Source organism: Shewanella algidipiscicola, assembly GCF_900380485.1.
Lineage (GTDB): Bacteria > Pseudomonadota > Gammaproteobacteria > Enterobacterales > Shewanellaceae > Shewanella > Shewanella algidipiscicola.
Map to the genome: position 1 here is coordinate 438,140 of NZ_OXJV01000001.1, position 23,070 is coordinate 461,209.

At 46.4% G+C, this 23,070-nt stretch carries 21 protein-coding genes and 2 pseudogenes; 10 read left to right on the forward strand and 13 right to left on the reverse strand.

Features of this window, described 5'->3' with window-relative positions:
• Positions 1–78: 78 nt before the first annotated feature.
• From DN599_RS01935 to lptD, 7 genes are all read right to left on the reverse strand, one after another.
• Positions 79–2,109, reverse strand: coding sequence for a methyl-accepting chemotaxis protein (locus tag DN599_RS01935; protein ID WP_110455966.1), 2,031 nt, complete (start codon positions 2,107–2,109; stop codon positions 79–81).
• Positions 2,110–2,205: 96 nt separating this feature from the next.
• Complete coding sequence (locus DN599_RS01940; protein WP_110455967.1) at positions 2,206–3,030, reverse strand: symmetrical bis(5'-nucleosyl)-tetraphosphatase; 825 nt, start codon at positions 3,028–3,030, stop codon at positions 2,206–2,208.
• A 44-nt stretch (positions 3,031–3,074) separates the two neighbouring features.
• Positions 3,075–3,455, reverse strand: a complete 381-nt coding sequence (gene apaG, locus DN599_RS01945) for a Co2+/Mg2+ efflux protein ApaG (protein WP_110455968.1) — start codon at positions 3,453–3,455, stop codon at positions 3,075–3,077.
• A 54-nt stretch (positions 3,456–3,509) separates the two neighbouring features.
• Positions 3,510–4,319 carry a 16S rRNA (adenine(1518)-N(6)/adenine(1519)-N(6))-dimethyltransferase RsmA gene (gene rsmA / locus DN599_RS01950; RefSeq protein ID WP_110455969.1) on the reverse strand — a complete coding sequence of 270 codons (810 nt, stop codon included), beginning with the start codon at positions 4,317–4,319 and terminating at the stop codon, positions 3,510–3,512.
• Positions 4,319–5,320, reverse strand: coding sequence for a 4-hydroxythreonine-4-phosphate dehydrogenase PdxA (pdxA, locus tag DN599_RS01955; RefSeq protein WP_110455970.1), 1,002 nt, complete (start codon positions 5,318–5,320; stop codon positions 4,319–4,321). The genes rsmA and pdxA overlap by 1 nt, the downstream gene beginning before the upstream one ends.
• A 5-nt stretch (positions 5,321–5,325) precedes the next feature.
• Positions 5,326–6,627 (reverse strand): peptidylprolyl isomerase SurA, encoded by a 1,302-nt coding sequence (surA, locus tag DN599_RS01960; protein ID WP_110455971.1) that lies wholly within the window; start codon positions 6,625–6,627, stop codon positions 5,326–5,328.
• 125 nt (positions 6,628–6,752) lie between these two features.
• Positions 6,753–9,071 carry an LPS assembly protein LptD gene (gene lptD / locus DN599_RS01965; protein ID WP_110455972.1) on the reverse strand — a complete coding sequence of 773 codons (2,319 nt, stop codon included), beginning with the start codon at positions 9,069–9,071 and terminating at the stop codon, positions 6,753–6,755.
• A 156-nt stretch (positions 9,072–9,227) separates the two neighbouring features.
• Between lptD and DN599_RS01970 the strand changes: the two genes are divergently transcribed.
• The 5 genes from DN599_RS01970 (at position 9,228) to DN599_RS01990 (ending at position 13,491) form a co-directional block, all read left to right on the forward strand.
• Complete coding sequence (locus DN599_RS01970) at positions 9,228–10,232, forward strand: aminoglycoside phosphotransferase family protein (RefSeq protein WP_110455973.1); 1,005 nt, start codon at positions 9,228–9,230, stop codon at positions 10,230–10,232.
• Entirely contained in the window at positions 10,229–10,936 is a 708-nt protein-coding gene (gene murU, locus DN599_RS01975; protein ID WP_110455974.1) for an N-acetylmuramate alpha-1-phosphate uridylyltransferase MurU, read from the forward strand. Before DN599_RS01970 ends, murU begins: the two co-directional genes overlap by 4 nt.
• Positions 10,937–10,944: 8 nt before the next feature.
• The gene (gene djlA, locus DN599_RS01980; protein WP_110455975.1) at positions 10,945–11,724 is read left to right on the forward strand and encodes a co-chaperone DjlA; all 780 of its coding nucleotides are present in this window, start codon (positions 10,945–10,947) and stop codon (positions 11,722–11,724) included.
• A gap of 99 nt (positions 11,725–11,823) precedes the next feature.
• Positions 11,824–12,492 (forward strand): outer membrane beta-barrel protein, encoded by a 669-nt coding sequence (locus DN599_RS01985; RefSeq protein ID WP_110455976.1) that lies wholly within the window; start codon positions 11,824–11,826, stop codon positions 12,490–12,492.
• 48 nt (positions 12,493–12,540) lie between these two features.
• On the forward strand, positions 12,541–13,491 hold the full coding sequence (locus DN599_RS01990; protein WP_110455977.1) for a D-2-hydroxyacid dehydrogenase: 951 nt from the start codon (positions 12,541–12,543) through the stop codon (positions 13,489–13,491).
• 94 nt (positions 13,492–13,585) lie between these two features.
• Here DN599_RS01990 and purT read toward each other — a convergent pair whose 3' ends face one another.
• Positions 13,586–14,764, reverse strand: coding sequence for a formate-dependent phosphoribosylglycinamide formyltransferase (gene purT / locus DN599_RS01995; RefSeq protein ID WP_110455978.1), 1,179 nt, complete (start codon positions 14,762–14,764; stop codon positions 13,586–13,588).
• 269 nt (positions 14,765–15,033) lie between these two features.
• On the opposite strand from purT, the gene DN599_RS02000 reads away from it, so the two are divergent.
• The 4 genes and pseudogenes from DN599_RS02000 to DN599_RS19085 form a co-directional block, all read left to right on the forward strand.
• Complete coding sequence (locus DN599_RS02000) at positions 15,034–15,429, forward strand: DUF3302 domain-containing protein (RefSeq protein ID WP_110455979.1); 396 nt, start codon at positions 15,034–15,036, stop codon at positions 15,427–15,429.
• 1 nt (position 15,430) lies between these two features.
• The gene (locus DN599_RS02005; RefSeq protein ID WP_110455980.1) at positions 15,431–16,567 is read left to right on the forward strand and encodes an HlyD family secretion protein; all 1,137 of its coding nucleotides are present in this window, start codon (positions 15,431–15,433) and stop codon (positions 16,565–16,567) included.
• Positions 16,568–17,132: 565 nt separating this feature from the next.
• A pseudogene (locus DN599_RS19080) lies at positions 17,133–17,918 on the forward strand (PAS domain-containing protein); the annotation flags it as partial.
• A gap of 144 nt (positions 17,919–18,062) precedes the next feature.
• Positions 18,063–18,449, forward strand: a pseudogene (locus DN599_RS19085) (methyl-accepting chemotaxis protein); the annotation flags it as partial.
• A 28-nt stretch (positions 18,450–18,477) separates the two neighbouring features.
• Here DN599_RS19085 and DN599_RS02015 read toward each other — a convergent pair.
• On the reverse strand, positions 18,478–19,023 hold the full coding sequence (locus DN599_RS02015; protein ID WP_110455982.1) for a DUF4136 domain-containing protein: 546 nt from the start codon (positions 19,021–19,023) through the stop codon (positions 18,478–18,480).
• Positions 19,024–19,250: 227 nt separating this feature from the next.
• On the opposite strand from DN599_RS02015, the gene DN599_RS02020 reads away from it, so the two are divergent.
• Positions 19,251–19,520 carry a DUF1289 domain-containing protein gene (locus tag DN599_RS02020; RefSeq protein WP_110455983.1) on the forward strand — a complete coding sequence of 90 codons (270 nt, stop codon included), beginning with the start codon at positions 19,251–19,253 and terminating at the stop codon, positions 19,518–19,520.
• Between the two features lie 4 nt (positions 19,521–19,524).
• Here DN599_RS02020 and DN599_RS02025 read toward each other — a convergent pair whose 3' ends face one another.
• From DN599_RS02025 to DN599_RS02040, 4 genes are read right to left on the reverse strand one after another with little or no spacing between them, the layout of a single operon-like run.
• A complete protein-coding gene (locus DN599_RS02025) occupies positions 19,525–20,778 on the reverse strand; it encodes an ATP-binding protein (protein ID WP_110455984.1) in 1,254 nt (417 codons plus the stop codon).
• A 12-nt stretch (positions 20,779–20,790) separates the two neighbouring features.
• Positions 20,791–21,504, reverse strand: coding sequence for a response regulator (locus DN599_RS02030; RefSeq protein ID WP_110455985.1), 714 nt, complete (start codon positions 21,502–21,504; stop codon positions 20,791–20,793).
• A complete protein-coding gene (locus tag DN599_RS02035; RefSeq protein ID WP_239473204.1) occupies positions 21,504–21,914 on the reverse strand; it encodes a DUF3019 domain-containing protein in 411 nt (136 codons plus the stop codon). Before DN599_RS02035 ends, DN599_RS02030 begins: the two co-directional genes overlap by 1 nt.
• Positions 21,915–21,919: 5 nt before the next feature.
• Positions 21,920–22,795, reverse strand: coding sequence for a MipA/OmpV family protein (locus DN599_RS02040; protein WP_110455986.1), 876 nt, complete (start codon positions 22,793–22,795; stop codon positions 21,920–21,922).
• Positions 22,796–23,070: the final 275 nt, after the last annotated feature.

The following is a 23,070-nucleotide window of genomic DNA, read 5'->3' on the forward strand; positions in this document are numbered from 1 at the left end:
AAGGCTTACCTTGGTTTTATTTACTCCTCAGTGAATCGCTACTCACTCTTCAGCGTGCAAGCATGCTGTTTGTACCTACTAGACTTTAAATTCGCCTACAGAGGCTTGTAGCTCTTCAGCTAATCGTGCCACCTGATGACTAGACTGCGCAGTTTGATCTGCACCGATAGCGGTTTCTTCTGAGATTGCGGCGATATGTTCAAGCTTCTCAGACACCTGTTGGCTAACGATGTTTTGTTCTTGCGCTGCATTAGCAATATGGGTGCCTGAATCGTGGGCACGATGTACCGCATTGTTAATGCTTTCGAGCGCTAGATTAGCTTGTTCAGTTTTCTCAACACAATGGCTGGCTTGCTCTCGTCCAAGCTCCATCACAGATACTGCTTGCTGCGCACCTTGCTGTAATACTTCAATCATCTGCTGGATTTCTTGAGTCGAGTCTTGTGTGCGCGAGGCTAGGCTGCGAACCTCATCGGCGACCACTGCAAAGCCTCGGCCCTGTTCGCCAGCTCGTGCGGCCTCGATAGCGGCGTTTAATGCCAGTAAGTTAGTTTGTTCTGCAATGCCACGGATCACATCTAATATCGAGCCAATCGCGGCGCTGTCCGAATGCAGTTTATTGATCACCTGCCCAGCTTTGGTCACTTCATCGGCCAAGGCTAAAATCGTACGCTTATTGTCATCGGCAATGGTGCGCATATGCTGAGCTTCTTCATCGGCATTTTTAATTTGACTAAGGGCCTCATCGGCACTGCTGGTGACTTGCATGGCACTAGAGCTTAACTGCGTCGTCGCGGTAGCGACCTGATCGACCTGATTTTTCTGCTCCTGAATACCAACAGTGGTTTGCGCTGTGATGGCCGATGTTTGCTCTGCAGCTGCAGCCAGCTGATTAGATCTATCCAAAATACCTTGAATAAGAGTACGTAAACTATCGACTAAGCGATTACAGTTGCGCGATAACTCGGAAAATTCATCATGGCCCGAATCATCCAATTTATGGGTGAGGTTACCCGACGCTAGTATATCGAGTGCATTATTGACCTCGCCCAATGAGCGCGTTAGTGGGCGGATCACCGCAATACTTACCATGATAGCGACAATAATCGCAATGATAACCAGTGCCATGGTGCTATAGCTGGCGCTATCGATATCACTTATTGCATTGTTGCTGATGGTTTGTGAGATGTTTTCAATCGACTTATTCAAGCTAATCATGCTTTTATTCACAGCATCGACGTCAGTTTCTACTTTACTTAATAGATCGGTCGCAGCCATGTCAAAGCCGAGTTGTTTTTCTTTTTGCATTTGGATGGCATTAGGGCCATCAAGCATAACAAGGACTTTTGCAGCCTCTTGGTTGATATTATCGAGCATCTGCTGATCGATAACGCCTTCCCAGTGTCGGCTCACATAGGCTAATTTGTTACTGGCATCGCTTAGAATATAACTTAACTCTTTGGTGATGGTGTCGTATTTAGATTTGTCTTTGGTATTAACCAGATCGTAGCTACTGGTGATGAGGTTACTAAAACTGTTATCTATATTGCTGGCGGTGGCGGCTATCTCGCGCTCGGTAGGATCTTCGCTGATTTCCAGATCGATAAGATCCAGCAGCAACGAGGCGGTATCGTCGGCTGCTATTTCAAGATCGTCGAGCTTAGCAAGTAAAGCCTCTTGAGTTTGTAGCGACTGTAAACGCGCTGAAATCATTTTTTGACTGTTATCTTCAAAAGCTTGATAGCTATTTTTAAGGGCTGAAATTTGCGTATCGAGTCCTTGTCCCTGTTGGTGTCCTTGAATAATGGTTTGTAAGTTACTTAGCTCGCTGATAAATGCTTTTGAGTCATCGGCAAACTTTGCTTGTATCTGTGGTAATTGTGCCGAGTGAGTACTGTGGTAAGCCACTAATAGTTGTTTTTCTTGCAGGGCAAGGCTTTGTGTAAGGTGGTTACTGCTTTCAAGTGCGGGAAGGCTTAGCTCTTGCAGTATTAATGTACTGCTCTTGATATTGTTATTGGTGATTAACGATGCAACGCTTAATGTGATTAGCAATAAAGTTACAACGCTGAATCCACCAATCACTCTTGTTGCGACGTTTAATTTCATAGGGGGCTCCATTTTTGTTGTTATATCCCTAATTGCCAATATATGCATAGGATGGGCAGGGGTTATTTTAGCTCTATCGGCTATTAATACCTTAGCTTAACCTTTTTCTAACCTTTTTTGTGTAATTTTTTGATTTGATTCTAAATGCCAGAGAGTCAAATATTGACCCCAGCAACAACCAGTGTCCAATGCCTTTAGTGCTGGATGAGCCACTTTCCCCATTAATGAGGCCCAGTGTCCAAAGACTAAAGTGTGGGTTTGTGCCGCTAAACTGGTTTGCTCAAACCACGGGATTAATCCTGAATGAGCGTCACTGTCAGGTGGTTGTTTACAGCCGAAGTCTAAACGACCGTCATGGTGTAAATAACGCATACGGGTTAGGGCGTTAATACAATAGATTTTTCGCTTAAGGGGGGGCATTGATAATGACCAAGTATCGACATCATTGGTGTACATTTTGGCGATAAGCTCAGTTAAATAATCGGGGCGTCGCAGAGCTTCATGTACACTATTGGCTTCTTGTATAACGGTTTCAACGTCCCACTGTGGCGGTACACCCGCATGGGTCATCAATAATTTGTGTGCGCTATGTTGCCTAACAAGTGGCTGTATTCTCAGCCAATCGATAAGTGTATTAATATCGCTGGCAGCCAGTAAAGCATCAAGTTTGTCATTGGGATTTGGGCGTTTTAGCTTACCATGTAAGGCCAATAAATGCAGATCGTGATTACCCAGAACAGGCTTAGCAGAACCCGCTAGCGACTTGATGTATCTTAATGTTTCTAGTGACTTATCGCCTCTAGCTACCATATCGCCAACGATCCAGAGCTCATCTTTTGAAGGGGTAAAATCGACCTTACTTAATATGGCCTGTAGCTCATCAAAACAGCCTTGTATATCGCCGATAAAATAGGTGGCCATCGATTACTCGTTCAGTCAAAAATGGATTGATTTAGCTAACAGGATCAATGGAGAAGCCCGGGTGCAGCTAAGCGAAAGGGGGCGATGAGGGCTTTAAACTCACGGCCATCTTTAGTGACCATCACATAATGACCTTCCATCACCGCGAAGGGGGTCTCACACACGGTACCACTGGTATATTGATAAGCGGTATTAGGCGCTATGGTTGGCGTCTCGCCGACCACGCCAGCTCCTTGAACTTCGCTGTAATGGCCATTGGCATCGGTAATACACCACATACGGCTAATAAGGGTGACGTCTTGATCCCCTAAATTGATAATGGTAATAGTATAGCTAAAGAGGTAACGGTCTTCTTCGGGGGATGACTGCTCTTCGATATATTCAGTTTTTACCTCAATTTTAATTGAGGATTCAAGTGGTTTCATTGAATGTCCTAAATGTAACAGAGAGAGCGGGGAATGACTCCCCCGCTAAGAGACCTAGCCGTTTCTCTTATCGGTGACTAAGTTGGCCATGGCTACATACTGTTCTACTGTTATCTGCTCTGGGCGTTTGGTCGCATCAATATTGAGCGAAGCAAAGTCTTCATCAGATAACATCTGTTTGAGATTATTACGTAGTGTTTTGCGGCGCATATTAAATGCGGTAGTACACAGGTGTCTTAATAAATCGACATCTTTACATGGCCAAGGCTTATTTTTATAAGGCACCAAGCGCACGACGGCTGAGTCAACTTTTGGCGGTGGGGTAAAACATCCTGGTGGTACTTCTAATACTGGCATCACTTGGCAAAAATATTGCGCCATCACTGTGAGGCGACCATAGGCCTTAGTGCCGGGTGAAGCCGACAAACGTAGCACCACTTCTTTTTGCAGCATGAAGTGCATGTTTTCAATATGCTCTGCAAACTCAAATAGATGAAACATTAATGGTGTAGAGATGTTGTAAGGCAAGTTGCCAAACACCTTCATCTGCTTGCCTTCTTCCACTAGCTGGTTAAAGTCAAACTTAAGCGCATCACCTTGGTGGATCTCGAGTTTATCTTTAAGAAATGGATGGGTTTTAAGGCGTTCCACCAAGTCTTTGTCTAGCTCAACTACAGTCAGCTTATCAATGCTTTCGGCAACAGGTTCTGTCAATGCCGCTAGGCCTGGACCAATTTCAACCATGACATGGTCATTGTCGGGGGCAATCGCGCCAACAATTCGATTGATCACATTGCTGTCGGTCAAAAAGTTTTGTCCGAAGCGTTTTCTTGCTGTGTGGCCTAAATGTACTTTATTACTCATTACTTCTCTTTTTGTGACTCGTTCGTAGTGGCTAATTCAATAGCCTTGTTTAATGCGCAGACAAAGCTACCTATTTCGGCTTCACCTGTGCCAGCAAGGGCTAATGCCGTGCCGTGATCGACTGAGGTGCGAATATAGGGCAAGCCTAAGGTGATATTAACCGCACTACCAAAGCCTCGTGACTTGAGCACTGGCAGGCCTTGGTCGTGATACATGGCCAAGACAACGTCGGCATCTTCTAAATATTTTGGTTGAAATAGGGTGTCAGCAGGCAAGGGACCGACCAGGCTCATACCTTGCTCACGCAGCTCCTCCAATGCAGGGCTGATAACATCTATCTCTTCTCGGCCTAAGTGGCCATCTTCTCCTGCATGCGGATTGAGTCCGCAGACATAAATTTTGGGGTTTTGTAAGCCAAATTTGTTCACCAAATCATGGTGTAAAATCTTGATGATTTGATGCAGGCGATCGCGAGTGATCGCTTTAGACACATATGCCAGTGGAATATGTGTGGTCACTAAGGCGACCTGTAACCCGGGCGCAGCCAACAGCATCACCACATCTTGGCAGTTTGCCTGATGGGCGAAAAATTCGGTGTGGCCACTAAATGGAATACCCGCTTGGTTGATAATCCCCTTATGCACAGGGCCTGTCACGACAGCATCAAATTCGCCGCTCATGTTCTTTTCGCCAGCGTAGCTTAAGGTTTCAATGACATAGCTACTGTTTTGTTCGTCAAGCTTGCCGCATACAGACTCGGTGACCAAGGGAAAAGGTACTATGGTCAATGTACCTGCTTCTTGAGGTTTAGGGGCTTGATTTGGTTGAAAAGGACGCAGTTGGATCGGCAAGCCAATTTTTTTGGCTCTGGCTTTTAATAACGCCGGATCGGCACAAACAACAAGCTCAGCGGGCCAAGTACGCTGAGCAAGTTGGATGACTAAGTCTGGTCCCACACCAGCCGGTTCGCCCGGCGTGATTGCGATACGTTTAATCGTCAATATGATTAACCTCGGTTAAAATCGGCATCAAATACTTCAATGTAAGCTTCAGCTCGCATCTCATCCAGCCAGTTTTGCAGTTCTTCATTAAACTTGCGGCGGAAAATCAGTTGATGGGCCCGATTAGTATTAAACTTGTCTGTCGCATCTGTTTTACGTTTCTCTTCAAGCTGTACTATATGCCAGCCATGACTGGAGCGGAATGGTTCGCTGATCTCGTTAACGTCTAGTGAGTTCAGGGTTTGTGCAAACGCAGGCACATAAACCGCAGGATTGGCCCACCCTAACTCACCCCCTTTGGCGGCAGAACCTGGGTCTTCACTGTATTGACGCGCTAAATCGGCAAAATCAACATCACCGGCACGCAGTTGCTGCACAAAGTTGTCGAGCATGGCTTTAGCGCGCTCTTCCGATAGGATTGGCGATGGTTTTATTAGTATATGGCGAGAGCGGACTTCATCGATCTCTTGGGTTTGTAGGCCGCGCGCGTCCATTACCTTGATAATATGGAAACCAGCACCGCTACGAACAGGGCCAATAATGTCATTAGTTTTAGCACCCGTGAGTAGTTCTGCAAATAGAGTTGGCATTTCATTGACGTTCATATAGTCCCAAATACCCCCTTCAAGGGCTTTAGGGCCAGCAGATGAAGCAATGGCTGTTTGCTTAAAGTCGGCGCCATCTTGCAGACGTTTCAATACGATATTAGCCCGCTTACTGGCACTGTCTAACTGTTCGCTGTTGGGGTTACTTGGCACTTCAATTAAGATGTGCCCAATTTGAAACTCCACCTCCTGCATGCCTTGTTCTTCAATCAACTTGACTAGGCTGTTGATCTCTTGTGGCGACACCTGAATACGGCGCTGAACTTGAATACGTTGAATTTCACCTAAAGTGATCTCTTCACGTAGTTGTTCACGATATTGCGCCCAGCTCAATCCGTCTGCAGCAATTTTAGCTTGCATGTCGGCTACGGTGATATTTTGCTCTTTAGCAATATTCTCAATGGTTTGATCTAACTGTAAGTCACCAATGTGTAGGCCAATACGGTCTGCCATCTGCAGCTGTAAGCGGGTCATGATCAGGCGTTCAATTACCTGAGTACGCAAGGCTTCGTCAGACGGTAACGCTTGGCCTGCGGCTTTAGCGTTGGCTTTAACTGTATTCAGCATGTTGGTGATTTCGCTTTCCAGCACAATCCCTTCGTTAATTTGTACCGTTACACGGTCTAAAGCCTGAACGGCCATAACGCTGTGGCTCATCGCCAATGTGAGTAACGCAATAATCAGTTGTTTACAGGGTCTCATCCACAAAAATCCTTGGCATATTGAGGTCGTTTGTCATTGTTGACCGACCACTTAATTCGATTATTCTGATTGGACTACAAGTCCGTATCTAGGTTCAGCAATAAGACTAACTAATTTATCTTATCCTAGTTTTTCAGGTAGAGCGGCTTACGATAATTAAACAGACCATCATCGAGCATATCTGCCACACCTAATGGGCCTGAGCCGCCTAAGCCTTTGATAACAAAGTTCAGATAGAAGCCATGCTCAAACAGCTCTCGGTCATCAAAGGTGGGTTCTAAATCATCGTCGTAGTTGGTCTTAATGCGATAATGATAACTTAAGCGCAGCGCCCAGCAACAAGATTCGTATTGGAATCCGGTATAGGTTTCGACACTTCGGCTTTCATTGAGGTCATAATACCAGTTGCCAACAATATACAAGTTGTCACTGATTGGCCATGCGCCACGCACACCTGTTTGTGACACATTAACCGATTCATTAGTGTTACTGTTAATTAAATCAGGTACATATCTGTAACTTAGTTGGAGCAGTTTATTGGTTTCTGGTCGAAAATCTAATGTGACTTCGCTCTTTTTATTGTAGCTATTTTTGGTGTCGTATTGAATCGCGCCGCTCATAAACCAATCATTGTATATTTGAGTATTTAACTCAGCCGCCAATACCGAGTTGGAGGTATTTTCTTGTTGAAAATATTGGTTTGGTTGTGATGCTTCGATGAGGCCGACTTTACTGTCTTCAAAGTAATAAATTTGGCCAATACTGAACTGGAAGGTTTCACGGTTATGCTCATCAAACAGGCGAGTGGTTAATCCCAGTGTCATTTGATTCGCATCGGCAATACGGTCGAGGCCTGAAAAACGGCGATCGCGAAACAGGCCATAGTAGTCATCTTGCAGTAATGAGGTATCGTAGATGCCGATTTGCGATTGATCTTCATAGCCGACATATAGGTATTGAAATTGGGGCTCTAAAGTTTGACGGTAATTGACATTAAAGTAGTCGGTATAACGCTCAAAATTAATCTGTCCGTGAATACGCACCTGGGGTAAGGTACGGCTTACTGTGCTGGCTAGCTCAGAGTTGGGTTTATTATCAGTGTCTTGCCAGTAGTTGGTCTGTAGCAGTTTAAGCTCGCTGGTTAATGAGCCCGCTGGGCCATGGATTGGCAAGGATATACTGGGTTCTAAGTGCAGTCTGTTGGCGCTATTGTACTGATTGTCTTTATGGCGGAAATTGCTTGCTTCGGCTAATAGATTGACATCTAAGCCACTCCACAACTCAGGACTGCGGTAATTTAGTCCCACTTGTGGCATCACTTGATACGGCGATTCATCTTCGCCTAATACCTTAATATCTTGTACTCTGGCAGTGATATCCCAGTTATTTTCAAAGTAGGCGATTTCGCCAATGCGTGACAATTGGTTATCGGTGGCACGCAAGACGTCCGATTTCAGATCGTTAAAGTAATTGTTGTCAGAGACATCGGTAAAATTGGCTAACACACGCCAATTATCATCAATCGCGCCTTTATGTTGCCAGTGATATAAGTAACGGTCAGAGCGATTTGTCAGCAAGTTGTCGTTGGCTAGATATTCAACATTTACACCGCCTTGCTGGGCTTCACCGGTCAAATAACGGAACTCCGTTTTTAAGAACAGGCCCCGCGCCGACATATAATGTGGTGTAAAGGTTAAATCGTATTCGGGCGCGATATTCCAATAATAAGGGGTAGCAAGTTCAACCCCGTTGGTTGTGCTGGTGCTAAATAACGGAAACAGAAAGCCTGATTTACGCTTTTCTGAGACAGGAATCGTCATGTAAGGCAGATAAAAAACCGGCACACCAGCAATTCTTAATTTGGCATCCCACAATTCTCCCCACTCTTCGGTGCTGTCGATTTTGATGGTTTCAGCCTCGAGCAACCAAGAGGTATCGCCCGGTGGACAAGTGGTGAAGTTGGTATTGGTCAGATGTAGGTTATTATCTTGAGTAATTTCTAGTTTTTCTGCATCGCCATGTATTTGCTGGCCATGTAACCAATATTGGGCGCCGCTTAACTCGGCACTATTGGTACGCATCTGCGCGCTCAATGAGTCGGCGGTGACGGTAAACATACTGTCTTGGAACACCAAGTTGCCATCGGCATCTAAGCGTTGATTGGCTTGATCTAACGTCGCGTTATCGGCAGCAATGTGTCGTCCACCTTGACTGAAAGTGACATCGCCCGTGAAAGTGGCCTTATCACCTAATTTAGCCTCTGTGGTGTCTGAAACGATTTGTATCTGTTGTAAATCAAGTGGCACATCAGCGCTATTGGCCGCTGGAATAGGCACAGGAGGTTCCACAAGACATTGTGTGTCGGCATCGACGGTGCGATCTAATTCGTCTGCTAAGACTAGGTGTGGAAGCAGTATTAAAGCCAATAAGTAACGGATATGCATCTTTTATCGTTTTTGTGATTTCTTAGTCTAGACAAATTATCGGAGAGAATAGTTGCATCTATCTGCGCAAGCAACCTAGCAAAAGAGATAGAATCATCTTAATTGCTGTTTCCATTTTGCTTTATAATAAAGCAATTTTTGCTTAAGAGCCATGAGGTGCCCTTGTCAGATCTAAGATTTATTGCCTTAAATGCGTGGATTGAACGCGTGCTGAGCGCTAATGCTACCATCAAACTCATCTCAGGTGATGCCAGTTTTCGTCGCTATTTTAGGGTAACTCTGGGACCTAAACGCTACATCGCCATGGACTCTCCTCCAGATTTAATTGCGGTGAGTCCGTTCATCGCATTAGCAAATGAATATCATCAACAGGGGATTAACGTCCCCCAAGTCATTGAAAAAAATATTGAACAAGGTTTTTTATTGCTCAGTGATTTGGGTGATACTCAGCTACTGAGTGTATTAACACCTGCCAATGTCAGCGATTATTATCAACAGGCATTATGTTTGCTCACCCCTATTCGTGTGGTCACCAGAGTCGATGGCGTCCCGCTACCTAGTTATGACGAGGCCTTCGTTTATCGAGAGTTAGATATTTTTTCTGATTGGTTAATCGGTCGCCACTTACAACTTAAGAGCAGTGCTGATACTCAGCAGATGCTAGCCGATACCTATCGGATACTGGCTGATAGTGCGTTAGTGCAGCCCCGCGCGGGAATGCACCGCGACTTTCATAGCCGTAATTTGATGTTGTGTGATAAGCAGTTAGCTGTGATTGATTTTCAAGATGCGGTAATAGGGCCTGTCACCTATGATGCGGTGTCGCTGCTTAGAGACTGTTATGTGCGCTGGCCAGACGAGGTGGTTGAAACCTTGATGCAGCAGCATTACCTGCAATTACTCTCTGACAATGTGCTGGGGCAGGATGTCACTTTGGCGCAATATCGGCAGTGGTTTGATTTAATGGGCATGCAGCGTCATCTTAAGGCCGCAGGTATCTTTTGTCGGTTAAATTACCGTGACGGTAAGCCCGGTTATATGCAAGATATAATGCTCACATTGCAATATGTTAGGGATATCGGCAAGCGCTACTTGGCATTACACCCCTTTATCAGCTGGTTAGATAATCAAGTGATCCCTAAGATGGAGCAGACCCTGTGAAGGCGATGATTTTAGCCGCAGGCCGTGGCGAGCGTTTACGACCGCTAACCGATAAGATACCCAAGCCGCTGGTTGAAGTGGCTGGTAAACCACTGATTGTCTACCACATTGAGCGTTTAGCCGCCCTTGGTGTCACCGATATAGTCATTAATCATGCTTGGCTGGGTGATAAGCTTATCCAGGCCTTGGGTGATGGTGGACGTTGGCAGGTGAAATTGCATTACAGCGGTGAAACCGAAGCATTAGAAACCGGTGGTGGGATTAAAAATGCCTTAGAGTTGCTCGGATCTGAGCCGTTTTTAGTGATCAACGGCGATGTGTTTATTGATGCTTTACCAACCATTGCCGCCCAGCCGCTCTCGTTAATGGCTATCAAGGCTGCAATGGGCGAGGCTCTGGCTTATTTGTGGTTAGTCGATAATCCGTTACAGCATCCAGAGGGGGATTTTGCCTTACTTGAGGGGCGACTGAGCGCTGCAGGCCCAAGTAAATTGACCTTTTCAGGTATGGGAATTTACCAGCCAGCGCTGTTTAATGGCACCACCAGTAAGCGGTTTGCACTGGCACCTCTCCTTAAAGATAAGATGGCGCAAGGATTAGTTGCCGGTGAACATTTTAACGGCTTTTGGTGCGATGTGGGTACGGTCGAGCGGTTAGCGGCGCTGAATACGCGCATGACAACACTAGATAAAAAACAAGATTAGGTTAATAGATGAAAATTTGGGGTAAGGTATTTGGTTTTGCGATCGGCTTTATGTTTGGTCGTATCTTTGGCGCAATTTTAGGATTATGGCTAGGCCATTTATACGACAAAAAGCGCGCCGAACTCAGTGGTATTATTGGCAAGGGCAGTAATCGCCAAACACTGTTTTTTAATACCACCTTTGCGGTGATGGGCCATGTTGCAAAGGCTTCTGGCCATGTCACCGAAACAGATATTCGCATCGCTAGCGCGCTCATGGATCAACTGCAGCTAAGTGGCCAGGCTCGGCGCGACGCACAGTCGGCTTTTAACCAAGGTAAAGCCAGCGACTTTGATCTCAATGCTTGCCTCAAAAGCTTTCGCTTATTGTCTATGGGACGTAAAGATCTGGTGCAGATGTTTTTGGAAATCCAGATCCAGACGGCCTTATCCGACGGAGAGCTCGATGCTAAAGAGCATGCCATCTTACTGTTGGTCGCCAAGGAGCTGGGTTACAGTCGATTGCAGCTCGATGAGTTACTTAAACGCTGGCAGGCGGAATTTAATTTTCACCGCAGTGGTGGCCAGCAACAGACATCGATTGCCGACGCCTACAGTGTGCTGGGGTTAACCGAAGCCGACTCAGATCAACAGGTGAAACGGGCCTATCGTAAGCTGATGAATGAACATCACCCAGACAAATTAGTCGCTAAAGGGTTACCTCCCGAGATGATGGAGCTGGCTAAGAAAAAAGCCCAAGATATTCAAGCGGCTTATGATAGAGTCAAACAAGATCGCGGTATGAGGTAGCGAGTAAAAAGCAGTTTGAAACCCAGTGCTCAGCCACCGCCAATGGGTGGCTGAGCTCACCAATGGATTAGCGCCATCATGGTGCGCAGGGAGATAAACATGAAAGCGATAACTACAACAAGTCGATATCAAGTCAGCTGTCTATTACCTTTGCTGCTATGCCTAACTGTCCCGTCAACCCCTGTGCTCGGTGCGCCTGTAGAGGCAGAACCCGGAATGTTTGTGGCACCATTTGGTGGCTACAGTTTTGCCGCCACAGAATTCGATGCCATCGAGCTTAATACCCAAACCCAAAGTGGGATTAATATCAGCGAGTCCGGCCACTACGGCATCATGGTCGGCATTCACACTCGTGACCCCGGCAATGTCTATTTGCTTTATAGCCATCAGGCCACAGAGCTTAATCGCCGCGGCAATGTTACCCCTAAGCAACTAACCACGTTGGATGTCGATTACCTGCACGTGGGCGGCTCGCTTTATTTTTCTCATGGTGTCTTACGCCCCTATATCACCACTAGTCTAGGGCTGACCCAAATGCGCCCCGATAACGATTATGGCAACGAAACGCGTTTTTCGATGGGGTTTGGTGCCGGGATTGAGTATCAAGTGAATCCGCGCCTCTCGCTGTTTACCGATGCACGGGCATTCGCCACCTTTGTGAGCAGTGACAATGCGCTATTTTGTGATGCTAGCCAGTGTATCTGGCAGATAAGTGCCGACATCATGTGGCAAGGGCAGGTCAATGCAGGGCTAAAGTTACGCTTTTAACGGGCGCAGAAACGATATCTCACTTAACGGATGATGAGAATAATAACGATGAAAATTGTAGTACTCGATGGCTATACCTTAAATCCGGGCGACCTGAGCTGGCACGGGTTTGAGTCGCTCGGTGACTTTCACTGCTTTGAGCGCACCGCAGCGCCATTAGTGTTAGAGCGTGCTCATGACGCCGATATTATATTAACCAACAAAACTGAGCTTAATGCCGATACCCTAGCCATGCTGCCCTGCGTGCGCTACATAGGTGTTTTAGCGACCGGCACGAATGTGGTTGACATTAACGCCGCAGCTGCGCGGGGGATAGTGGTTACAAATGTGCCAGGGTATGGTCCCGATGCCGTAGCGCAGATGGTTTTTGCCCACATATTGCATCACACCCAAAAGCTCGCCGAGCATCATCAGGCGGTCATCGCAGGTGGATGGAGTCAAAGTGCTGATTTTTGTTTTACCTTATCGCCGCTGCAATCGCTTAAAGGTAAAACCTTAGGATTAATCGGTTATGGCGTTATCGGCCGTCAGGTGGCCAGTATAGCGCGTGCATTTCAGATGCAGGTATTGGTCAGTACGCCGCAGCCAAAAACTGACTTACCTACAGGTGTCAGCTGGTGTGAGCTGAGCATGTTATACCAGCAAGCTGATATTATCTCTTTGCATTGTCCACTCACGCCTGAGACAGATAAGATGATCAATGCCGCCAGCCTTGCAAAGATGAAACCCAATGCGCTGCTGATCAATACCGCTCGTGGCGGCCTAGTCGACGAAGCTGCGTTAGCCCATACGTTGAATGAAGGGGCTATTCGCGCCGGTGTCGATGTGTTGTCCAGTGAGCCGCCAGCGGTCGATAACCCCTTGATCACGGCGAGCAATATCAGCATTAGTCCACATAATTCGTGGGCGACTCGTGAAGCGCGGCAAAATTTGATGGATATTGCACTGAGTAATTTAACCGGCTACCTGTCGGGTAAACCCATTAACCGTGTCAGTTAGTGTGAGATGTGAATTAAAAAAGGCGCTTGAGCGCCTTTTTTAATGTTTTACACCACCGCCTTTAGTTGCTGGCAATGGGCTAACTGGGGCATGATTACTCGAAGATAACCTCGACCTTAGCCGCAACCGTTAAGGCTTTTTCTATCGCATCGTCAATGGACTCACCACGGGCAAGGCCGACTCCGAGTCGACGGCGTCCGTCAATTTCAGGTTTGGCAAACAGACGCAGTTGAGTATTCGGCTCGGTTAAGGCCGCGGCCATATTGCGATAACGTAAGTTACTGGACTGGCCCTGAGCCAAGATCACCGCTGATGCAGATGGGCCATGCTGCGCAATATTGGCGATAGGTAAGCCTAAGATGGCGCGCACATGCAGCGCAAATTCTGACAGATCTTGGCTGATCAGGGTGACAAGTCCGGTATCGTGTGGGCGGGGAGATACTTCAGAAAAGAACACCTCATCGCCTTTAACAAACAGTTCGACACCAAACAGACCGTAACCGCCTAGGGCCTCTACCACTTTACGACCAATCTGTTGCGATTTAGCCAATACGTTGGCCGACATCGCTTGTGGTTGCCATGACTCGCGGTAATCGCCATCTTCTTGTCTATGGCCAATAGGATCGCAAAAATGGATGCCATTAATAGCGCTAATGGTCAGTAAGGTTATCTCATAATCAAATGGCACGAAGCCTTCAACAATGACACGACCGCCGCCCGCACGACCACCCTCTTGGGCGTATTGCCATGCAGGCAAGACTTGGGCGTCTTCACGGATCACGCTTTGCCCTTTACCTGATGAACTCATCACGGGCTTTACCACGCAGGGAAGGCCAATCGCTTTTACCGCCTGTTCAAATTCAGTTTGAGTGTCGCAAAAAAAGTAAGGCGAGGTGGGAATGGCCAAGGTTTCTGCGGCAAGGCGACGTATGCCTTCCCGATCCATGGTCAGTTGGGTGGCTTTGGCTGTCGGGATGACATTGAGCCCCTCGGCTTCCATATCGACCAAGGTTTGAGTGGCAATGGCTTCAATTTCTGGAATCACCAAGTGCGGTTGCTCTAATGTGATCACTTGGCGCAGAGCCTCGCCATCGAGCATGTTTATCACATGTGATCGGTGGGCGACTTGCATGGCTGGTGCATTGGGGTATCTGTCGACGCCAATGACTTCAACGCCTAAACGTTGCAGTTCGATTGCGACTTCTTTTCCTAGTTCGCCGCAGCCGAGCAGCATGGCGCGCAGCGCGCCTTTAGTGTGGGGAGTGCCTATCATGGTGTGGGTACCTTTTATTCATTTTGGCTAAGGGGATATACCAGTTTTTATTAGTATTTTTTAATATCTTACCTTTTTACAGCAAAGTTAAACGGTTTTCGAGTCATCGAGTGTACAAGCGATAGCTGTATCAAACTCTGCCGATATAAAAAGTGTGATGCAGCTGTAAGTTATTGCTATTCTTGTGTGTTATGAAAATGTTAACTGGGTGGTGTTGCCACCACTGTGTTTGCGAGATTAGCAGCGTAACAACAAATAAGGAGAGCGCCATGTTTTTGGATTACTTTGCGTTGGGGGTGATTATTTTTGTTGGTATATTTTTGTTTTATGGCGTCATTGTTATCCATGATATTCCTTATGAAATAGCTAAAAAACGCAATCATCCTCAGCAAGATGCATTGCATGTAGCAGGTTGGGTGAGTTTATTTACCTTACATGCCATTTGGCCTTTTTTATGGATATGGGCCACCTTATATCGAGAAGATAGAGGGTGGGGCTTTAATCAAGTGGTTGAGCGAGAATTACAGTTGGAAGAGGAAGTTAAGCAACTCAATCAGACTGTGGCGCAGTTAGAGCATCGAATGCAGGCGATGGAGGAGGCGAGGGTGGATGTACCAACACCTGCCAGTGTCATCCCCCCACCGTTGGATGAGAAGGAATCATAAGATGGATCTATTAATCGTATTGACTTATACAGCTTGCTGCATCGCCATATTTAAGATTTTCCATATTCCGTTAAATAAGTGGACTGTGCCGACTGCTGTGTTGGGCGGTGTTTTTATTGTTGGTGGACTGGTGCTGCTGATGAATTACAACCATCCCTATACGCCTTATGCTAAAGAGATGTTTGTGTCTGTGCCGATTAATCCTGCCGTTAGGGGCGTTGTTACCGAGGTGCATGTTGCACCTAATGTACCTCTAAAAAAAGGCGATGTGCTGTTTAAATTAGATCCCACTCCTTTTGAGGCCGTGGTGATGCAAAAGCGAGCGGCGCTAGCGGCTGCCGAGCTAGAGGTGCCACAGTTGGAAGCGGCTTGGCGTACCGCTAAAGCCAGTGTTGAGTTAGCATTAGCCGATAGAGACCGCACCAAGTCGGCCTTTGACCGTTACGATAAAGGCCAAAGACAAGCTGGTGTCGACTCTCCCTTTAGTGAGCTTGAACTTGATAATCGTCGGCAACGATACTTAGCGGCCGAAGCGCAATATACCGCAGCGAAATCGGAAGAGCTGCGGGTTCGTTTGGCTTATGAATCTAATGTTGATGGGGTTAACACTAAAGTGGCGGGGCTCCGCGCCGAATTAGATAAGGCGTTGTATGAGCTTGATCAAACTGTGGTTTATGCACCGTCTGACGGGATAGTGACTCAAATGGCCTTACGCCCTGGCATTGTTGCTGTACCTATGCCGCTGCGTTCAGTGATAAGCTTTATTCCTAATGAAGAGCGTTATATGGCAGGCGCATTTTGGCAGAACTCTCTATTGCGTCTCAAGGAGGGGGACACTGCTGAAGTGATCTTAGATGCAGCGCCCGGACAAGTATTTAGCGGCACTGTGGCTAAAATATTACCAGCGATGGCCGAAGGTGAGCTGCAATCGACGGGGAGTTTGATGCCTTCGCGTATGTTGACTTTGCCCGGGCGAGTGGTGGTGTTGATCAAAGTCGATAATAATCAGATTAGCCAATCTTTCCCCGCCGGCGTATCGGGGGAGATCGCCATCTATACCGAGCATTTTTCTCACGTCGCCGTTATGCGCAAGGTGCTGGTGAGAATGCAAGGTTGGTTAAATTACCTGTTTCATTAATCTCATTACGCTAGATGTTCATCATTGATGCTTAATGTTTACTATGCCTTGCCGATAACAGTGAGTGATTATTGGCAAGCTAGGCTTTTTCCACTCTGCGTAAATTCCTATCTGGCTATGCTATTTAGCTGTAATCGTATTGCATGACTCGATAGCGGATCATCAAGATACTTCACTATGACAGCTTTGTGTATTGGCCTTTGAGGCTAATGTTACAGGCGCTAATGATTAATATTGTGGTGCTGTTATATACCAAGGCGTTGGCATAACTCCTTGGTTTGTTTAGTGCGGCTTTCATCTGAGTAGTATTGCTCAAAACAAGTAAAATAGTTGCATGTCATTTGAACCTTTCTGCTGTGCGCTGCGTATCTGTGCTGTTAATTGTGAATGATGTCGTCAGTCTTAAGTCGTAGTGATATTGTTAGTGGCCACCTGCGCGGTTGCGATAAAATGTTTTAGTCTAAAAGTTGAATATGCCTGCGATTAGTTATCTTGAGTCGATACTGATGTGGGTATTTTTGGTTGTATGTAGGGGCAAGCCCCCCAGAAGTTAAGGTGTAGCCGTATGTTTGGTTTTGGTCGTGGTAAGTTGGCGTTGCAGCAGCAACAAGCGCAATATAATGCAGAGTTGCGCACTGACAATCACATTTTAAGTGCGATCCGTGGCAGCGTGCCTTACATTGAATTTTCTGTCGATGGAGAGGTGCTGACTGCCAATAAGCAGTTTTTAGCGGTTATCGGTTACTCACTTGAAGAGATCCAAGGACGGCATCATAGTATGATGTGTCAAAGTCAGTATGTTGCTGATCGCAGTTATAAACAGTTTTGGCGGGAACTGGGACAAGGTAAACTTAATCAAGGTACCTTTCAACGCATTTGCAAAGATGGTTCTATCATTTGGATTGAAGCCACCTATGTGCCGGTCAAAGACGAACAAGGCCGAGTAAGTAAGGTTGTCAAAATCGCTAGTGATGTGACCGAAGACCGCCTACAACTCGATCGTCAAGAAGCCATTTTTAATGCATTAAATAAATCCCTGGCGTTTATCGAGTTCACCCCTGATGGTGAAGTGATCGATGCCAATAGTAATTTCTGTAACACCATAGGTTACTCTCATCACGAGATAAAAGGCCTACATCATCGGCTTTTTTGTACCGATAATTTTTTACGTGAACAGCCCGATTTTTGGGCGCTGTTGGCTAAAGGCCGGTTTCAATCTGGCTTGTTTGAACGTATTACTAAGCAGGGTAATACCGTGTGGCTAGAAGCTACCTATAATCCGATCGTTGACGAAGCGGGTAATGTGGTGCGAGTGGTTAAATTTGCCAGCGATGTGACGCCGCGTATTGAGCACCAACAAGCAGTGCAAAACGCCTCCCAACTGGCTCGTCAAAGCGCGGTGGAGACGGTCGATATTGCTCAAAATGGCGCAAATATGCTCGATTCAGCCTCCGAAGTAGCTAATGATATCGATGCATCGGTGACGGAAGCGGCGGCCTTAATGGAGCAATTAGCACTGCAATCACAACAAATTACCAATATCGTGAGCACTATAGCTAAGGTTGCCGATCAGACCAATTTACTGGCACTTAATGCTGCAATTGAAGCGGCCAGAGCCGGCGAGTATGGCCGTGGTTTTGCAGTTGTGGCCGATGAGGTCAGAACCTTGGCGGCCAATACCTCCCGAGCCACGCATGATATCGAACAGATAGTCAAACGTAATAGTGAGTTAACCAAGGTCTCTGAAGCGGGGATGTTAGCCATTCAAGCCAAGGTATCTCAGTGTAATCAACAGCTGCAATTAACCCAGTCTTTAATTAGCGACATTCGCAAAGGAGCGCAAAACGTTGCCGATACGGTTAATGGGCTGGTGAGCGACTAGCGGTGACCCATGTGTTTAAGCCGCAGGGTTACTTTAATGACTCTTGCGGCGGGAATTGGGCTAATATTTTAGCCACAGTTTGCTGTGTTAGCTGGGCTTTATCTTCCCCGCCGGTATCAAAACTAAAATTGTCGCTTCCGCGCCAAATCAGTTGTTGTGTCTTAATATCAATTATATCAATCTGAATTGTTTGTAATTTAGCCGAGTCATTACCAATAGGCACACCCACGCTTGTACCTATGCCCACTCCTCCAGAACTGCCCCAGCTGCCAGTACCCAGCCCAATAGATAGCCCCGACTTTTTAGGCTTATCGGTAATATTAAAGGTGTAATTGACCTTAAATTGAGCCGTGTCATCGGCTTGTTTAAACCCTTGCGTCAGCAGAGATGATTGAATCGCATCGGCAATTCGTTGGGCGCTTAGGGGATCGCTATTGCTCGCAGTGGTGATGCCAGAAAAGGTGTGTAGCTGACTAAAATCATAACCTGTGTCGTAATCTTGATTTGGTTTACTGCTGCAGGCTAGTAACACTAGGCTGCAAAACAGTAGGCTTGCCAGTCGTGTCGATATCATTACTTATTCTCCCTTGCGGATATTTCTATTGCTCAAGGTTAACACAGCTGCGTAAAAATCAAGCGATTAACCTTGATAGCATCGCAGCGTATCGCGAGCTTTAATTTATTCTTGCATGGCTTAATATTAGCCAGTTTGAATCATATAGGTTATGTTTTATTAACACTTGTCGCTGGTGATACTCAGTCACACTGGCCGTGACAGCACACAACCGAAAAGGAGGGTAAGTGGAACAATTAGAGTTTTTTGCGATACCTAGCCCTTGTATTGGCGTGTGCCAGACGGATGCGAAAGGCTACTGTAAAGGTTGTTTACGTAACCGAGATGAGCGTTTCAATTGGCTCAATTTTTCAGATGCGCAAAAATATGATGTGATCCGCCTGTGTAAACAGCGTAAACGCCGGCGATTATTGGCGTTACACAAAGCCAAAAAGAGTGAAATATTGCAAGCGAGATTAGCACAAACTGCCCGTTTAGATTTTGATGAGCAAGCTTAATGGCTTACCAAAAGAGGGTAAATTGTGTCTCGCCCGGTTTGCTGGTAAGTGTCACTTCACCTTGGTGCCACTGCATGATGCGTTTGATGATGGCGAGCCCCAAACCGTGTCCTTGGCTATCTTGTGCTGTGACTTGGCTGCGGTAAAAGGGTTCAAATATTTTACTCTGCTCTTCTGGTGCAATCCCCTCGCCATCGTCTGTAACACAGATACTGACCCCTTTGTTAAGAAAGCTGAGTTCGACCCTGATCTGCTGCTTGGCGAACCGCTGTGCATTAACCAGTAAGTTTTGCAGGGCGCGATCGATAAGCGCAGGATCGGCGCTCACTGGGCGCTCATCTCCCGTGATAGTAAAATGGATAGGTATGGGGCTGAGGGGGTGTAAACGTTCAATCGTTTGCCGTACAACCAATGGGAGATCGCACTGGGTCTGAGGCTGCGTATGTCGCCTAGTTTCCAAACTGGCGTAGGTCAACAATTCTTGTAACAGGTTTTCCATCTCTTCGACATCTTGCTGCATCTCGGCTAAAAAGGCTGCTCGTCGCTCGATATCGGTGTCAGGGTGACAATACTGAGGCATCAAGGCGAGTGCGAATTTAAATCGTGCTAGCGGCGTTCTAATTTCATGGGATACCGCATTGGACAAGTGGCGTTGGTTCTCTATTAGTGCACTAATATGTTTAGCCATCTCATTAAAGGTATGGGCTAATGGCAAGACTTTTGAGTGGGGAGGTAGCTGGATTTGGGTGTCCCACTTGGCCTGGCCAAAGGCTTTAGTTGCCAGCCTTAATGTTTGTAGATCCCGCGACAGTGGCCACACCCACAGTAATACCACTAAGGCTAATGATAGATAAAATAACAGCGTAAATAACCTTCTGAGTTGCTCATTTGGGGCCAACTCTATGGGGCCTGCCATTAATATCTGCTGTTCATCTAACTTGATAAAATGCAGTTCATGCTGGTCATTCTGGGCCGTCACCAACACTTTATCTGTGCTGAGTTGGTCGCTATCAATTAAGGCGATTTGTTTGGAATCTAATAATTGCAGTGGATAGAGACGGTTGTTGCCTATCTGGGCCAGCAGTTTTGCTCGCTCATTTTTTGGGTGAGTGGCCAGTAGTTTCGCCAACGCGACCAGCGGTGCGTTAGTGGCACCGCTGTCTTCGACATTATTCTGCCAAATACTGTCCAGCGTCCAGCCAATACCCAGCACGCTGATGCTGAGTATCAAGTAGAGGCTAATAAACAGTCGTTTCAAAAGTTATTTCGCTTAATTGTTCCATGCCTCGGGGGCAAATAGGTAGCCTTGGCCCCACACGGTTTTAATTCTAAATGGGGTATCAATATTGTCACCTAGCTTTTTACGCAAACGTGAGATGCGAACATCAATCTTTCTGTCTTTACCATCGAAGTCAATATTGAGTAGGTATTGGTAGATATACTGACGGCTCAGCACTTGGCCTCCTTGTGAGGCCAGTAACCATAATAACTCAAACTCATGGCTGGTTAGGTCGACTTGTTTCTCTCCTAGGCGGATGGTTTGTGTGTGGGGATCAATGCTGAGGCGCCCATAAGTTAAACAATGTGATTCGGCCTGCATAGGTTTCGCTTTGCGGCGCAGCAGATTATTGATTCTGGCAATTAATAATGCGGGGTCGACGGGTTTGACGACATAATCATCGGCTCCAAGGTCGAGACCTTTGATTTGATCTTCATTGGAGCCCATCGCACTCATCAGTAAGATGGGGCCCGCAAAATAGTCGGGTAGCTTTTCGCACAAGGTGAGCCCGTCCATGCCGGGTAACATGATATCGAGCAAGATAATATCGGGCTTGTAATTAAGCAGTCGAGTGAGCACGGTATCACCACGACGTTCGACTTCAACATGCATTCCATGGGACTTTAAGTAATCCACGATGAGGTTTGCTAGACGGATATCGTCTTCGACAAGCAGGACTCTATGGGTCGCTTGAGCTTCTGACATTAAAATAGACTCCAAGGGTTACGAAAACGGCGACGAGCTTGAGGCTCCGCTGTTGGGGTAATGTTTAATTGCGCACCGGCTAAGGTTTGGTGCGTCAGTTTATTGATCAATATAAATTGAATATCTTCTTGGGTAGAGACCTTTAGCGACAGGGCTTTGATGTCTGCTGAGTCTGCACACCATTTAGGTAAGGCTTGATAATTGGATAAAATACATACTACTTGCGGTATGGTGGTATGCCAACTCAATAGCAACTCGATATCACAGTTCTGCTCTTCACTAGCGGTAATGCAAAATTGCGGCGACACCGATAAGGTCGCAGTCGCTTCACCGTCGATAGCAAGGGCCGAATTTGCACAGAAGATGCAGAGCAAAGTGGCTGGTAAAAGCGAGTTAATAAACGAATACACTTGTCCTAAAACCTGTAGGCTGCGCCAACAAAGAAGGTATTGCTGCTGTGCTTATTGACTAAGGGGCTGGCAACGATCTCATCGGCAAGGTCGGTATAGTGAGCAAGGAATAACAGTTCCCAGTGTTGATTAATGGCGTATTGGGTCGTCAAGGTTAAGCTTAAATTGGTTGCAGAACCTGGATTATAGGCTTGATTCCAATAATAATTTTCGCTACTTCTTACACCGTAATAGTAATTGACGATCTCTTGGCTCTTCCAATTGGCACTGGCGGCGAGCTCTAATTTCCACTGTGAAAATGCAAAGCGATACATCCATTTTAGCTGGGCTTCCATACCTGAGTGGACATCAAGTAGGTCGTGGGCCAATGCGATATTAAAGATACCTGCACGCGTATAGAAAAAGGTTTCAACGCCACCCAGAACGGTAACTTTTCTATCTTCAAGTTCGTTAAAGTTTAATGCGTACAGATCATCCACATCCCAAAATGAACTCGAATTAGCCAGTTCTGTTGATACGCGACTGCCGCCAGCAACAAAAATGTTGGAGGGATCCCAGCGAGAGAAATAGGCGCTATCACTGCTAAAACTGGTGGTCATATTGACAGTGATATTTTCGCTCTCTAGCAGGCTATAGCCTAGATTACCGTTATCGAAAAACCACTGTTCACCGTAGTAAGCCAGGCTTGGGATGATATAAATGGGGATGTCATCAAACTGAGTGATGGGGTTAGATTTTACGCCATAGCCGACAGCAATACCTATATCCCAAAGCCCAATGGTAATACATTCACTGCCATCATCGCAGCTAACGGCCTCATCGGCATAAGTTGCAAATGATAATAGAGCAGCGGTGAGTAGCACTGTGATGATTTTGTTCATTATGACTATGAGGTGGCACATTTATTGAGTAATTAAATTTCTAGGCTACAGATTAACATTGAAGCCGTTTTTAAGCTGTTTTTTCAATGGGTGAGATACAAAGTGATACATTCGTGGTCGATGACGTTGTTAATGCTATAGTATTACTTTATCTGCTCACAACCCCCCCTTTATTAATGCAAACTATGGCGAAGTGAAGAGAATCATGGGTTCTCCTGCCATTGCCACAATATCAAGCTGCGCTTCTATCAATATCGCTGTTGGACACATCCAAG

Bases quoted from the DNA above. Each gene is read 5' to 3' on its own strand.
- DN599_RS01935 (WP_110455966.1), bottom strand. From the start codon at position 2,109: ATGAAATTAAACGTCGCAACAAGAGTGATTGGTGGATTCAGCGTTGTA.
- DN599_RS01940 (WP_110455967.1), bottom strand. From the start codon at position 3,030: ATGGCCACCTATTTTATCGGCGATATACAAGGCTGTTTTGATGAGCTA.
- apaG (WP_110455968.1), bottom strand. From the start codon at position 3,455: ATGAAACCACTTGAATCCTCAATTAAAATTGAGGTAAAAACTGAATAT.
- rsmA (WP_110455969.1), bottom strand. From the start codon at position 4,319: ATGAGTAATAAAGTACATTTAGGCCACACAGCAAGAAAACGCTTCGGA.
- surA (WP_110455971.1), bottom strand. From the start codon at position 6,627: ATGAGACCCTGTAAACAACTGATTATTGCGTTACTCACATTGGCGATG.
- lptD (WP_110455972.1), bottom strand. From the start codon at position 9,071: ATGCATATCCGTTACTTATTGGCTTTAATACTGCTTCCACACCTAGTC.
- djlA (WP_110455975.1), top strand. From the start codon at position 10,945: ATGAAAATTTGGGGTAAGGTATTTGGTTTTGCGATCGGCTTTATGTTT.
- DN599_RS01985 (WP_110455976.1), top strand. From the start codon at position 11,824: ATGAAAGCGATAACTACAACAAGTCGATATCAAGTCAGCTGTCTATTA.
- DN599_RS01990 (WP_110455977.1), top strand. From the start codon at position 12,541: ATGAAAATTGTAGTACTCGATGGCTATACCTTAAATCCGGGCGACCTG.
- purT (WP_110455978.1), bottom strand. From the start codon at position 14,764: ATGATAGGCACTCCCCACACTAAAGGCGCGCTGCGCGCCATGCTGCTC.
- DN599_RS02000 (WP_110455979.1), top strand. From the start codon at position 15,034: ATGTTTTTGGATTACTTTGCGTTGGGGGTGATTATTTTTGTTGGTATA.
- DN599_RS02005 (WP_110455980.1), top strand. From the start codon at position 15,431: ATGGATCTATTAATCGTATTGACTTATACAGCTTGCTGCATCGCCATA.
- DN599_RS02015 (WP_110455982.1), bottom strand. From the start codon at position 19,023: ATGATATCGACACGACTGGCAAGCCTACTGTTTTGCAGCCTAGTGTTA.
- DN599_RS02030 (WP_110455985.1), bottom strand. From the start codon at position 21,504: ATGTCAGAAGCTCAAGCGACCCATAGAGTCCTGCTTGTCGAAGACGAT.
- DN599_RS02040 (WP_110455986.1), bottom strand. From the start codon at position 22,795: ATGAACAAAATCATCACAGTGCTACTCACCGCTGCTCTATTATCATTT.